Here is a 14,112-nt window from a genome sequence, read left to right on the forward strand (position 1 = left end):
CTTAGAATTTAGCGTTGCGGAATGCGCTTTAAGCTGTCTCGCAGCACGACTGTGGTCAGCAAAGGAGGCTCGTCCGCCAATGATTTTCCTTCAATTAAATTCACGATTCGGTATGCAGCCTGAACACCGATTTCGGACGTTGGCACATGGACTGTCGTCAACTTCGGCTGAACCAGATGGGCTAACTCGATGTCATCGGAACCTGTGATGGAGAAGTCATCAGGGATCCTCACACCCTTCTCACGGCACTCTGCCATTGCGCCGACTGCTTGCAAATCCGTACCACAAATGAGCACTGAAGGTCGCTCAGACTGACTGAACAACTGGTGAACCGCCTGCCGCCCCCCCTCAAAGGTAAACGGCTGCTCAATGACCCAGTCCATTCTCAATTTCAGGCCAGCAGCCTGGAGCGCTGCCTGTGTAGCGGCGATACGCGCACGCACACGCTCGTTTCGATAAGACAAGCCAGGGCAAATGGCGATCTGGGTGTGTCCGTGCTCCAGGACGACCTGTGCCATTTTGTAGGCAGCGTCATAGTATGAAAATCCAACGCAGGGACGGCGGTTGCCCTCATCCAGCGACCAAGTCAGCACATAAGGCAACCTGTACTGTCCTAGCAATTCGAAAACAGCATCATCGTGGTCCGTCCCGACGAGTACCACAGCATCCACACCGCGCTCTACCAAAGAACGCAAAAGATCCAGTTCATGCTCGGGCCGGTACTCATGGCTGGCCACGAGCAACTGGTAACCCAGATGCCAAAGTGTCTGCTGCAACGACTGTATGGAAACAGCGAAAATAGGGTTGTCCAATGACGGGTAGATAGCGGCAACGGTTCTGGTCCTGCGAGAAGCCAGTGCCCGGGCAGGACCATGACGCACATACCCGAGCTGCTTGACCGCCCGCAGTACACGCTCAAGCGTTATCGGCTTAACTTGGTCAGGCACGGAGAGTGCGCGAGACGCGCTCCCCAAAGAGACGCCAGCCAAACGAGCGACATCTTCAAGCGTTGGTCGGGTAGTTGTTTTCATCAAGAAACGACTTCAGGTCGATCTGGCGAGTTGAGGCTAGAACACCGAAATACCGACGACAGTCTCAACTACGACGATCTTCAAGGATCAAGTCTGCCCCTTTTTCTGCGACCATGAGTACCGCACCTTGTATATTGCCTGACACCATTTTGGGTATCACCGAGGCGTCTACGACTCTCAGTCCTGCCACCCCCCGTACCTTCAGTCGCAGGTCGACAACGGCATTTTCATCAGTACCCATTCGACAAGTAGCAATTGGGTGGTAAATAGTCTGCCCGTTGTTCCTGGCAAATTCGAGCCAGTCGGCATCGGAGGTCACATTGTCCCCAGGACTCATTTCATGTTCGATGAAATCAGCCATCGCAGGCTGACCCACAATCCTGCGGGCTAGTTTCATGCTGTCGATGATGCAGTGTTTGTCCACCTCACTGTCGAGAAAATTGGGGCGGATGACAGGTTGATCGAAGGGATTCCTGGACTGGATGTGAATACTGCCTTTCGACTCCGGACGCAGTTGCGCAACCCCAATCGTCAAACCAGGAGCCCGATCCAAAACCCGTTCGGCAGCATTGGCGTAACTGGCATGAACCATGAAATACTGAGCATCAGGTCTCGGCACATCCGATCGGGTTTTTACGAAACCGTGAACCAAACCTGTCCCCAATGTGAGGATCCCCTTCTTGGCTGTGAAATACTTTGCGACTTCACGCGCGAGCCTCCAGCCCCTGGACATCTCATTGAGTGTTACCGCGTTCTTCACACGCCAGTTCATTCGTGTTGCGAAATGGTCAATATAGTTTTCCCCTACCCCCCTCAACGCGTGTTTCACTTCAACGCCCAATGAGTTCAGGAGTTCAGGGCAACCGATTCCAGACAACTCAAGTATCTGTGGTGTCTGAATGGCCCCCGCGGTCATGACAACTTCAATGGTCGCAGCCACGGTCACTTCGCGACCATTTTTCTGATAGGTCACGCCAGTACAACGCTTGCCATTGAGTTCTACCCTCATTACATGGGCATGGGTTTCAACGACCAAATTGGAACGGGAGCGCGCTGGCTTTAGATAAGCGTCATAAGCACTCCAACGGCGGCCATTGCGTTGATTGACCTGGTAATAACCAAATCCCTCCTGACTTGGCGAGTTGTAATCATCGTTGTAAACCTGACCGTCCTGTTCTGCGGCCTTTAAAAAAGCATCGGAGATCGGAAAGCGTTCATGTACCTGATCCAGATAAAAGGGACCAGTCTTACCACGGGTCACATCGCCAAGCTGGTAGTTTTCCAACTTTCTGAAGTAAGGTGCAACGTCCCGGTATCCCCATCCGAGAGCGCCATCGGCTTCCCAGGCATCGTAATCCTCAGGTTGCCCCCTAACGTAAATCATCCCATTGATCAGTGTAGATCCGCCCAAACCCTTGCCACGAGGCACAGAAATCACTCGCCCCTTGGTGTTCTCCTCGGGCGCTGTCTTGAACAGCCAGTTGTACTTCTTATTGGTCAGGAGCTTGCTGAAACCGGCCGGTATGGGTATCCACATACTGGAAGGCTCACCCCCTGCCTCCAACAATAGAACGCGATACTTACCAGATGCCGAAAGGCGATCTGCCAACACGCAGCCGGCCGTTCCGCCACCTACGATGACATAGTCAAATGTTTCCATGATCATGCGAAATCAGTCAAAAGTAGATCCGGCAGGGATCACTGAAGGGGCAAGACTTTGCCCGGGTTCATTAGGTTGTGAGGATCAAGGGCGCGCTTGATACGCTGTGCGATCTCAAGCTCCACCGGCGCGCGACAACGCACCAATTCACCTACGCGGTACTGGCCAATTCCGTGTTCGGCAGAAATACTTCCACCGAATGAACACACGACATCGTGAACAAGCTGGTTCAGAGCCGCCGCATCTAGCCCGTTGGGAACTATGACGTTGTAGTGAATGTTGCCATCTCCTGCATGGCCAAAGGCATTAATCCTCACACCTGGAAATACCTCGGAGATGGCTTCATCAGCCTTCGACAAAAAAGCGGGTATGGCGGAAATGGGAACGGACACATCGTGTTTTATCGATCGGCCCTCCTTGCCCTCGGCCTCGGTAATGGACTCCCGCAAAGCCCACAGTTCAGCTTCCTGACGCTCTGACTCAGCCACGACACCATCGGTTGCCATCTCTTGTTCCAGCAGGTCGCCCAGCAAAGACTCCACCGCCTCACGCAAACTAGGCAATGAAGAAGTGGCCTCCAGCAAAACATACCAAGCGCTGTCTCCCAAGGGCGACTTGAGATGCAGATGACGCGAGACCAACTCAAGCGCGTCGCCAGACATCAGCTCAAAGCCCGTCAATGTCTCGCCTAAAGAACGACGGGCAGCGCAAAGAACCATTAATGCATGTTCAGCTGAAGCAACTGCTATCAACGATGTGACACGGTATCTTGGCATCGGTGCCAATTGCAGGACGGCGGCAGTCACAATACCTAAGGTACCCTCGGTCCCTATGAACCACTGCTTCCAGTCATAACCCGCGTTGTCCTTGCGCAATTTACGCAAGCCATTGATCACTTGACCGTCTGCGGTAACGACCTCTAGCCCAAGAATACGCGCACGCGCCATGCCGTAACGCAGCACGTTAGTGCCGCCTGCATTGGTGGAGACAATACCCCCAATACGTGCAGATCCTTCTGCAGCTAAGGTGATCGGCAACAGAAGCCTTTGTTCGGCCACTGCCTCCTGAGCGGTTTGCAATACACAGCCCGCCTCGACTTCAATGGTCTCACCCACGGCATCAATTTCACGGATGGCATTCATTCGCACCAGAGAAAGCACCACCTGTTCGCCAGTGTCATCCGGCGTGGCGCCTCCTGAAAGGCCAGTGTTCCCGCCCTGAGGGACAACGGAGCAGCCCGCCGAAGTGCACAAACGAACGGTTTCCGCAACCTCATCGGTATTCCGAGGCAGCACTACGCACAAAGGACGCCCTTTGAACATGTGACGCCAATCATGACAGTAAGGTTGCAGATCGTTTTCGTCGGTCAGGACACCACGTTCACCAACCAATTCACGCAAGGCCAACAACAACGCTCTGGCATTCATACTGAAGTCTCAACATGGCCGAGGGTGCCTCGCATGAAGGCCGCCATCAGAGCGATCTGGGATGAGAGCATTGGCGCGCCGAAGTGGACCCGACACCCTTTGACTTTGGCAGCACTCAACAGCGGCGTTTCAGCGGGTTGCATGATGATTTCGGCGACCACCTGCGATGCTTGTAGGTGCTCAACATTCAGCGGCAAAGCATCACCCGGGCGCAAGCCCAACGATGTGCCGTTGATCACCAGATCATGACCTGATGGATCGTCCGTGCCAACGTTCATCACAGCGGCAGGGTAAATTGCGCGAATCCGGTCGATCAATTGCAGAACTTTGTCGCTTGTTCGGTTCGCAATCGTGAGACGGCTAACTCCTGCCCTAATCAACGCAAAGGCGATTGCGCTCGCAGCCCCCCCCGCACCAGCCAGGTAGGCACTGACACCAGTGGGATTGATACCCTCCAGGCGCAACCCCGCGACGAAGCCTTCACCATCCAGCATAGTTCCATGAAGTCGCCCATCTGAAGAACGGCGCACCACATTCACCGCGCCGATGAGCCTTGCATCCGGAGAGACTTCATCGCACAACGCCACCATTGCCGACTTATGGGGTACGGTGACCACAAACCCGGACAAATTGTTGACGGCGCGCAAGCCTTGCACCACTGTGGCTAAGTCGCGTTCACCGACATGAATGGGCACCATGACACCATCAAACGCTTCTGCTTCAAAGAGTCGATTGATACCTTGTGGTGTCTTCACGTGATGAATCGGGTCGGCAAGTATGCCGAAAACCTGTGTGTTTCCAGTAATTTCACCCATGGGATCAGGCCAGTGTGTATGCAGTCTTAACAGATGTGTAGAACTCACGGGCATATGCTCCCTGCTCACGGGGCCCATAGCTCGATCCCTTTCTTCCACCAAACGGGGCGTGGTAGTCCACACCTGCAGTCGGTACGTTGACCATTACCATCCCAGCAGTCGAACGACGTTTAAAATCGGTCGCGTGCTTGAGCGAAGTTGTACAGATGCCTGAAGAAAGCCCAAAGTCTGTGTCATTCGCGATGTGAACCGCTTCCTCATAGTTCTTCACTCGGACAACGGAGGCGACGGGACCAAATATCTCCTCTCGGTTAATTCGCATAGCGTTGTGCGTATCCGTGATCAGTGCCGGAGCAAGGTAGAAGCCAGGCGTTTCACGTTGCAACCGTTCACCTCCAGCGAACAAACGTCCGCCTTCCTGACATCCCAGTTCGATGTAGGTGCAGTCTTGGTCCAACTGGTCTTGTGAAGCAACGGGGCCAATATCTGTGCCAGCTTTCAGCGCGTTATCCACCTTCAGCGCTGCCATACGCTGAGCCATGGCCGATACAAACGCATCGTGTATGCCGTCTTCAACGATAAGACGACTCGAGCCTGTGCATCGCTGTCCTGTGGAAAAGAAGGACCCGTTAATAGCGACCGACACAGCCTGGTCAAGGTCCGCATCATTCAACACCACCAATGGGTTTTTGCCGCCCATTTCTAATTGAACTTTCGCACCACGCTCCATGCAGGTCATGCCGACACTACGACCGGTTTGCACAGACCCCGTAAACGTGAGCGCTCGAACCTTACGCGAAGTGGCCAGCGTCTGTCCCACTTTGGAGCCTGGACCCATGACCAGATTGAACGTACCTGCAGGCAACTGTCCGGCACGAGCAATGATTTCCGACAATGCCCAGGCACTGCCAGGCACAAGATCAGCAGGTTTGAAGACAACAGCGTTACCAAAAGCCAGGGCAGGCGCGATTTTCCAAGCGGGAATCGCGATGGGGAAATTCCATGGTGTGATGATCCCCACAACACCCTCTGGTTCGCGCGTCACTTCCACATCGACACCTTGCCGAATGGAAGGCAGTCTTTCACCCGCAAGACGCAAGACTTCTCCAGAGAAGAACTTGAACACCCGGCCGGCTCGCACTACTTCCCCAATGCCTTCTGATCGCGTTTTTCCTTCTTCACGCGCCAGAAGCTCTCCCAGCTCGTCCTGTCGGGCCAACACCTCGTTCCCGATTCGATCCAGAGCATCGGAACGCTGCTCTGCCGTCCACTGTGCCCAGATCTTCTGAGCGTCATAGGCTGCATCGATGGCTCGCTCTGTTTGAGCCGCGTCAGCGCGAGCGTATTCGCCGATCACGTCACGGGTATCCGAAGGATTGATATTCAATCCGGCCGCAACCCCTTCGACCCATTCACCCGCTATAAAATTTTTGTGTAGTGTGGAGCTCATGATGTTGTTTCTCAGAATCTGGTTTTCACGTCATCAGCCAACCGCCGGCAATATCGATGACTTGTCCTGTAATGAAGTTCGCCTTGTCTGAAGTAAGAAATAGACAGGCATCGGCCACCTCGACCGGCTTGCCCAGGCGTCTCAGGGGCGTAACGGCAATAACGGCTTCGTTGGCCTCGCGTGGAGCGCCTGCCACCATGGGTGTATCTACTCGACCTGGAGCCAGGGCGTTCACGGTAATACCGTGTGGTCCAAGTTCTCCGGCCAGATGCCGAGTTAACCCAATCAGACCTGCCTTGGTGGTGCTGTAGTGCGCGCCAACGATGTCCAGATAAGCTTTCCCTGCCACGGAAGACATGTTCACAATGCGTCCAAATCGACGCTCGACCATGCCTGGTGCTAGCAACCTGGTGAAGTTGAATACGCTGCTGAGATTGACATCCACCACTTGGCGCCACTCTGTAAGACTCATTTGCCAGATGGGTGCCGGAAGCCCGTGATGCTTAGGTGAAATCCCGGCGTTGTTAATCACCGTGTCAATAGGACCCATGGCCGCTTCAATGCTGCGGCAAGCTGCCTCACATGACTCATAACGCCCGACATCAGCAGCGACAAAATGAGCCTTGTATCCCTCTGAGACAAGCGTTGAGACCAAGGCACCTGCCAATTCAGGCGAACGATCGACCACACCGACAGAGGCACCCTGCCAAGCGTATTGCTTAACAATTTCTGCGCCAATACCCCCGCCACCGCCGGTTATCAAAACCACCCTTCCGCTGTGCGTCAATGTTTTTTCCACCTGTTTTCTCCTGAAGGTCTGGTCTCAGTGCCCCAGATACGCACGGCGCACATGTGGGTTATCCAGCAGCTCACGGCCTGTACCGCTGAGTGTTATGCAGCCGTTTTCCAACACATATCCACGATCCGCAATCTGCAAGGTATGAAATACGTTTTGTTCGACGAGTAAGACCGTGGTGCCTTGGTCCGCGACCTTTCGAACCACATCGAACATCTGGTCCACCAACAAGGGGGACAATCCAAGGGATGGCTCATCAAAAATGAGCAAACGCGGGTCAGCCATCATTCCGCGTGCGATTGCCACCATTTGCTGCTCTCCACCCGAGAGGGAACCCGCCAGCTGGTTTAGACGCTCTTTGACCCGAGGAAATATCTCCAAGACCTTATCCATCCGTTCCTTATGTAATGGACGGGCCGATGTCTTGTACGCCCCCATGAGCAGGTTGTCCTCGACAGTCAAGAACGGGAAAAGCTGACGACCTTCAGGGATCATCGTGATACCCAGTTCCACAATTTCATGCGGTTCATGACCGGTAATCTGCAAGCTGTCGAACTCGATCGTGCCACTGCGTGCCTTGACAAGGCCACACACGGTTCTTAGCGTGGTTGTCTTTCCCGCACCGTTGCCCCCGACCATCGTGACTACTTCACCCGCATGCACATCCAGCGACACACCGCGCAGAACCTCGCTTTTGCCGTAGCCGGCACTCACATCACGCAGCTTCAGCATGGGTGTATCCTTTTCCTAAGTAAGCTTCTATGACTGCGGGGTCATTGACAACATCGATGGGCTTCCCCTCGCGCAAGACCTTGCCCAAGTTAATGACCACAATGCGATCAGACAGTGCCATGGTCGCTTGCATTAAATGTTCGATCATCAGGACCGAGATTCCAGAGTCGCGAATCCTTTTGATCATTTCAATGGCGCGAGCCACATCCGCAGGATTCAAGCCGGCCAGCACCTCATCAAGTAGTAATACCTGCGGCCGGGTTGCCAAGGCTCGCGCAACTTCTAGCCGCTTCATTCCGCCAACTGTGAGGCTACGTGCTTCTGTATCCAGCAATGCTGTCAACTCCGTCAGTTTGGCCACTTCACGAGCAATGACCTCAGCTTCTGAACGTACGCTGGTGTGCATGAAAGCACCCAACATGATGTTTTCCATTACCGACAAACCTGCGAATGGCTGAACGATCTGAAACGTGCGCCCTAATCCGGCTTTGGCAAATGTTTCGGGGGATCGAGGCGAAATCCATTCGTCCCCTGTTCGAACACTCACGCCACCCTGATCTGGCCGGATGAATCCAGACAGTTGGTTGAAAACTGTGGTCTTGCCCGCGCCGTTCGGCCCAATCACTCCAAGGATTTCGCCCTCATGCAATGTCAGCGATACGTCGTCCGTTGCTTTCAGACCGCCAAATCGTTTATGCAAGCCTTCAGCTTTCAGAATTGGCTTACCCAAACTCTTGGTAACCAACTTGTAATTAATTTTCGCAGGCTCTGTCACCTTGGGTTTGTATCCATTCGGCAGTCGATCAACCAGACGTAGAACGTGCTGGCCCAGATGACCGACCAGACCTCGTGGAAAAAACAGCACGACAAAGACAAGTAACATGCCATAGACAAAGCCGTGAGTGCCGTTGCCAAAGGCACTCAGCCAGCCACGTGCCAACTCAGCGACAGGAAGAACGAGCACGGCGCCCACCACTGGACCCGCTACAGTTCCCAAACCACCAATGAGAGCGAACATGGCTATCTGAATCGACAGCTCGAGAGAAAAAGCAGACGATGGCTCCAGAAAGGTCAGATACATGCCGTGGAAGCTGCCTATCAAACTAGTCAGCACCGCCGAAATTACCGCAGCGCCTATCTTCACGCGCACGGCATTGACCCCCACCGCACGGGCCGCGTCCTCACGTTCACGTACCGCAATAAGATAAAAACCGAATCGCGAACGGCGGATCATCCAGGCGACTACCAGGGTGACAAGAAAGAAACCAAAAGCAACCAGTAGGTAAGCCCATTTCTCTCGGAAGATCATCCATGGCAGACCAACCTGCAAAGGAATGTTCAAACCTGCAGATCCACCGGTCAATCCCTCAAAATGAACGACTAACAATCGCACGACCTCCAGAAATGCGATCGTGGCCAAAGAAAAGAAAGGGCCGCGCAAACGCAGGGTCGGATAGGCAATTATTAGTGCCACCAGCGAAGAGATGGCGGCGCCGGCAAACATTCCAATCCATGGCGAAATACCCAGTTTGGCTACCAACAGACCAGCGGAATAACTGCCTATTCCATAAAATACTGCGTGCCCAAGCGACAACTGACCAGCGAAACCTCCAACGATGTTCCAAGCAGTGGCCAAGCCTGCGAATACACAGACCTGAATAGCCAGGTGATATACAAATGGCGACTGAGCAGCGAACGGGACCAAGAGAATGGCTGATAGTGCCAAAAGGCCTACATAAACCCGTGGGTTCAAGATGGTGGGAATCATGTTGACCTTTACTCAGATCCGCGACCCAGGCCGAAGAGACCCGTAGGACGCACAATAAGGATTGCAAGGAAGACGAGGAAGTAAACGACTTCCTTCAGTGCCGGACCAACGTAGTAACCTGCAAGGCTGTCAATCAACCCGATAAATAGCGACCCGACGACAGCACCGGGCAAGCTCCCCATACCACCCAACACTACGATCACGAAGGCCGTCAGGACAAAATACTGTCCCACCGTAGGGAAAGCCGGATATTGGACTGCCAGCAAGCCAGAGGCCAGACCAACCAGGCCGGCACCAATGCCAAAAGCCAATACATACGCTTTATTAACATTGACACCCATCAATGCGGCAGATACACGGTTCTGTGCTAGCGCTCTGAATCCACGGCCGGTGTAGGTGTTTTTCAGAAACATGTGCATGCCAGCGGCAACCGCCATAGCAACTACGAAGGTGATGACCTGTCCGCTCACGAAGTTCAAAGAACCGACCAACAGCTGCTCCGTACCCAAAGTCACTTCAGCCTTTCTGATGTCTGCACCGAAGACCATCAAGGCCAGATTCAGCAATGCCGTCGATACGCCTACAGTTGCAAAGATTTGAATATGAGCATCCGCAGTCAGCAAAGGCTGAATGACCAGGCGTTGCATCAGTGCCCCGAAGACGAAAAGCAAAACAGCGACCAAAACAGCTGAGGCATAGGGGTGGAGGCCCGCGTATTGCGCTAGAAGCCAAACGGCGTACATGCCGATCATCAAGAACTCGCCGTGTGCGAAGTTCACGACTCGAACCACACCGAATATGAGGGTTAGACCGATGCTGATGATGGCGTAAGCTCCTCCCAGCAGCAACCCGTTGATTAACAGTTGGATAAAGATGGACACAGCAGCCCCCAGGTCATGCGAGGCTATGCCTCGGATGACCTAATTGAATAAAAGATTGTCAGCTAAGGACTTATTTCGCGACGATGGGCTTTGCAGTGGCGACTGACTCGGGGAATACTGTCAAAAGTTTGCCGCCTTGCCACTGCATCAGGTTGCTGGAAGCCAGTTGGTTCTGACCGTTCTCACCAAACTGGAAACCCCATCCAGCCGCACTGGAACCAACTGGCTTCTTGTAGGCAAGTGCAGCGGCACGGATCTTGTCCTTGTCCAAAGACTTGGCATCTACCATCACTTCCAGAAAAGCTTTGGCTCCAACGTAATTGACTAGACTGTGTCCTGAGCGTGGTTGAGTTCCATAACGCTTTTGATACGCTTCCACGAAACTCTTCAGTCCAGGGGCCCCATCCTCTTTCATGGAAATCTGCGGGAAGTCGACATTGAACACCCCATCAATTGAAGCGCCGAGCGCTTGCGCTGTTTCTTGCAACGAATATCCGCCTCCGGCACCAATCACAGCTTTAGGTTTGTACCCGGCGCTCGCAGATTGGCGAAAAAACAGTAAGGTGTCGTTTTGATATGAGGTCTGGAGAACTACATCAGCACCCGATCCTTTCAGGCGCAACACGAGAGACGACAAGTCGACGCTTTTGGCTGAATACGCCTGGGCTTCGACTACATTCAAACCGAGCTGCTTGGCACTCTCTTTCTGAAAGCCGCCGACCAAGGTGCCATAAGGACCGTCTTCGTAAATAATCGCAATCTTGAGCGCCTTTGGATCCACCTTCAATGTTGGCGCGATCACCTTAACGATCGACTCGATACTGCGATCAGCAAAGCTCTTGGCCGTCGCATTGCTGCGGAAGAGGTACTTAAAGCCTCGCCCGGTGATGGTGTCGGCTACCGCACCCAATTCAAAGTACGGGACACCAGCCAATTCCGTCACCTGTGTCGCAGCCGACGAGACACCCGAGGCGTAACTCCCAAAAATCGCTGAGACATTTTCAACAGATGTCAACCGCCTAGCCTCGCCCACAGCCTGATTTGCATCTACCGCATCAGCCTTCACCAGAACGATTTTTTTGCCGTTGATACCGCCGTTTGCATTCTTTTCCTCGACAGCCATTTCTGTACCACGGAAGCTCTCATCACCCAACAAGGCAAGCCCGCCACTGAAAGGGTAGAGCGCTCCCACTTTGATGTCTTGCGCCTGCGTAGGCGCTGCAGCCATGACGGTCAGGCAAGCCAGTGCCGTTGTAAGTTGCTTGAGATGTTTGATCAACGCTGTCTCCTCAGAAAAAATACTGAACAAATATGAAGCGCTTCATATTTCAAGGAAATAAACGAAGACGCTACAAGTGGCCTAGAGATATTAAAATGAAGCGCTTCATATTTCAACTGTGTATGCGGGGGAAAAGTTAGGTGTTTTCCCTAGACGCGACACGGCTGAAGGTCCAGTGGCCGTCAGCTCTGAATCGCCCCGGTTTTCGTGGAGGCCAGTTGGTTTAAGTCAGGCATCCACCGTGGAGCTCTGACTGGCGAGTTGCCGGTAGTAGTTTGCCTCAGCTTCTGCAGGCGGGATGTATCCGATGGGTTCGAGCAGCCTGTGATGATTGAACCAGGAAACCCATTCCAGGGTGGCCAGCTCCACAGCCTCCTTGGTCTTCCAGGGAGTGCGACGATGGATCAACTCAGCCTTGTACAGCCCGTTGATCGTTTCGGCCAGCGCGTTGACGCTCCTATGTCAAGCGGAGCCGCCTGAGTCCGCCAGGTCAGCGAGGATCAGTGGGTACAGCTCGCGTACGATATAACGCTTGAGGCAGCGATGAATCTCCTTCTTAGACAGACCGTCGCCAGTGCGCTTGACGACATATTCGCGGGTGCGCGCCTCGCTTCGCATTCGAACCATGGCAATTGTCCATAGGGCATTGTTGGCCTGCCGCTGGCCCCCGCGATTGAGTCGATGTCTGCTTGTCTTGCCTGAGGACGCTTCCAGTGGGCTGACGCCGCATAGCGCCGCGAGAGCAGCTTCGTTGCGCAATCGAGTCGGGTTGTCGCCGGCTGTGACGAGCAGCGTCGCCGCGGTCTGAGGTCCGACGCCGAAGCATGCGAGAAGTCGAGGGGCCGCCAGCTTCGTCAAGCGTATGAGCCGCTTGTCGAGTTCGCGGAGTTCATCGTGCAGTGCATTCCAACGTCTCGCCAGCAGCCTCAATGTCGTCTTCAGGCTGTCGATGACTGGGTTCGCATCAGCATCGTCCGCAAGAGCGGCACAGGCTGCGACGCAGTGTTCTGGTTTGACTTTGAGGAGAGCATCTCGAATGGCCGACGGCGCGCTGACCAGGAGGGCTCGAAGTTGGTTGACGGCCTGGGTCTTGGCCTTGACGGCGCTGCGACGAGCAACGCTCAGCGTACGCAGGGCCTCGGCCATCCCGCTCTTAGCCTTCGGAACGCCAGCAGCATCGTTAGCCAGAACAGCGCGCGCGGCACTCTCGGCATCGGTTGGGTCGCTCTTACCGCGATTGCGTCGTCGCGAACGGTTCGGCCGGTTGATCTCGAGGATCACAACCCCGTTCTCTTCAAGGAAGCGTGTCAGGCCGGCGCCGTATGAGCTGGTGCCTTCAACCCCAGCCTTGCCGAGTCTGCCGAAGCTTCGAGCCCACGTCAGTAGCCTCTGGTACCCGCTAGTGTTCGTCTCGATCGACAGAACCCCCTTCATGCGGCCAACTGCATCGATGACAACACCGACATGAACGTCGAGATGCGTATCGACACCGAGAACCACCTCTACTTGATCCATTTGTATGCCCTCCTCGTTGAAGAAGGCATCGCCAACCTCAATAGCCGGACAGGACACTCAAGGTGCAGGACAAGGCTCCTATTAGGTCACATGCATTGAGCCCGACGGTGCTCGGGGAACGACCGAAATGATCGACAGGTCAACGCGAAGGCATCGAGGCCAGTCGTAGCTCGGGTCAGACCAAATCGGCGTTCGATGAGAATTCTGGACTGAGTGTCGTAGCTATCCCCCTTGCTTCCCACCGAGGGCTCTACACCAGCCTCGGCCAGGCGTTCGCTGTACCGGATGCTGACGTATTGCGAGCCGCGATCCGAGTGATGGACCAGGCTGCTGCCCGGCTCGGGTTGGCGTGCGTACAGTGCCTGCTCCAGCGCATCGAGCACGAAGTCGGTTCGCATCGAACTACTCACCCGCCAGCCCACGATGCGCCGGGCATATACGTCGATGACGAAGGCCACATAGAGCCAGCCCTGCCAAGTTGAGACATAGGTGAAGTCCGAGACCCACAGTTGATTGGGCCGATCCGCCTTGAACTGCCGGTTGACCCTGTCCAGCGGGCAAGGTGCTTTGCTGTCACTGATGGTGGTGCGCACGACCTTGCCACGCATCACCCCACGCAGTCCCAAGCGCCGCATCAGCCGCTCGACCGTACATCGCGCCACGACCGTCCCCTCGCGCCCAAGTTGACGCCAGACCTTGTCGGCACCGTAGACCTGCATATTGGCCTGCCAGACGCGTTCGATCTGCGGTGCCAGCAG

At 54.6% G+C, this 14,112-nt stretch carries 12 protein-coding genes and 1 pseudogene; all 13 read right to left on the bottom strand.

Annotated elements, in window-relative coordinates:
- Positions 1-8 precede the first annotated feature (8 nt).
- Positions 9-1,031: a LacI family DNA-binding transcriptional regulator gene (locus AC1RDS_RS19585; protein ID WP_492227263.1), complete on the bottom strand. Its 1,023-nt coding sequence runs from the start codon at positions 1,029-1,031 to the stop codon at positions 9-11.
- A 64-nt stretch (positions 1,032-1,095) separates the two neighbouring features.
- Positions 1,096-2,691, bottom strand: a complete 1,596-nt coding sequence (locus tag AC1RDS_RS19590; protein WP_492227264.1) for a GMC family oxidoreductase — start codon at positions 2,689-2,691, stop codon at positions 1,096-1,098.
- Positions 2,692-2,729: 38 nt separating this feature from the next.
- The gene (locus tag AC1RDS_RS19595) at positions 2,730-4,118 is read right to left on the bottom strand and encodes an FAD-binding oxidoreductase (RefSeq protein ID WP_492227265.1); all 1,389 of its coding nucleotides are present in this window, start codon (positions 4,116-4,118) and stop codon (positions 2,730-2,732) included.
- The gene (locus AC1RDS_RS19600) at positions 4,115-4,933 is read right to left on the bottom strand and encodes a shikimate dehydrogenase family protein (RefSeq protein ID WP_492227266.1); all 819 of its coding nucleotides are present in this window, start codon (positions 4,931-4,933) and stop codon (positions 4,115-4,117) included. The genes AC1RDS_RS19595 and AC1RDS_RS19600 overlap by 4 nt, the downstream gene beginning before the upstream one ends.
- Positions 4,934-4,937: 4 nt before the next feature.
- Entirely contained in the window at positions 4,938-6,383 is a 1,446-nt protein-coding gene (locus AC1RDS_RS19605; RefSeq protein WP_492227267.1) for an aldehyde dehydrogenase family protein, read from the bottom strand.
- Positions 6,384-6,408: 25 nt separating this feature from the next.
- Positions 6,409-7,182: an SDR family oxidoreductase gene (locus AC1RDS_RS19610; protein WP_492227268.1), complete on the bottom strand. Its 774-nt coding sequence runs from the start codon at positions 7,180-7,182 to the stop codon at positions 6,409-6,411.
- A 24-nt stretch (positions 7,183-7,206) separates the two neighbouring features.
- Complete coding sequence (locus AC1RDS_RS19615; protein WP_492227269.1) at positions 7,207-7,911, bottom strand: ABC transporter ATP-binding protein; 705 nt, start codon at positions 7,909-7,911, stop codon at positions 7,207-7,209.
- The gene (locus AC1RDS_RS19620; RefSeq protein ID WP_492227270.1) at positions 7,895-9,679 is read right to left on the bottom strand and encodes a branched-chain amino acid ABC transporter ATP-binding protein/permease; all 1,785 of its coding nucleotides are present in this window, start codon (positions 9,677-9,679) and stop codon (positions 7,895-7,897) included. Before AC1RDS_RS19620 ends, AC1RDS_RS19615 begins: the two co-directional genes overlap by 17 nt.
- A gap of 8 nt (positions 9,680-9,687) precedes the next feature.
- Positions 9,688-10,560, bottom strand: coding sequence for a branched-chain amino acid ABC transporter permease (locus tag AC1RDS_RS19625; RefSeq protein WP_492227271.1), 873 nt, complete (start codon positions 10,558-10,560; stop codon positions 9,688-9,690).
- A gap of 70 nt (positions 10,561-10,630) precedes the next feature.
- The gene (locus AC1RDS_RS19630) at positions 10,631-11,788 is read right to left on the bottom strand and encodes an ABC transporter substrate-binding protein (RefSeq protein WP_492227274.1); all 1,158 of its coding nucleotides are present in this window, start codon (positions 11,786-11,788) and stop codon (positions 10,631-10,633) included.
- 279 nt (positions 11,789-12,067) lie between these two features.
- Positions 12,068-12,289: pseudogene (locus AC1RDS_RS19635) on the bottom strand (IS3 family transposase); the annotation flags it as partial.
- Positions 12,290-12,301: 12 nt separating this feature from the next.
- Positions 12,302-13,354: an IS110 family RNA-guided transposase gene (locus tag AC1RDS_RS19640; RefSeq protein ID WP_492227272.1), complete on the bottom strand. Its 1,053-nt coding sequence runs from the start codon at positions 13,352-13,354 to the stop codon at positions 12,302-12,304.
- A gap of 86 nt (positions 13,355-13,440) precedes the next feature.
- A partial coding sequence (locus AC1RDS_RS19645; protein ID WP_492227273.1) for an IS3 family transposase occupies positions 13,441-14,112 on the bottom strand: 672 nt, incomplete at its 5' end.

This window comes from Acidovorax sp. GW823-FHT02H02 (assembly GCF_058797075.1).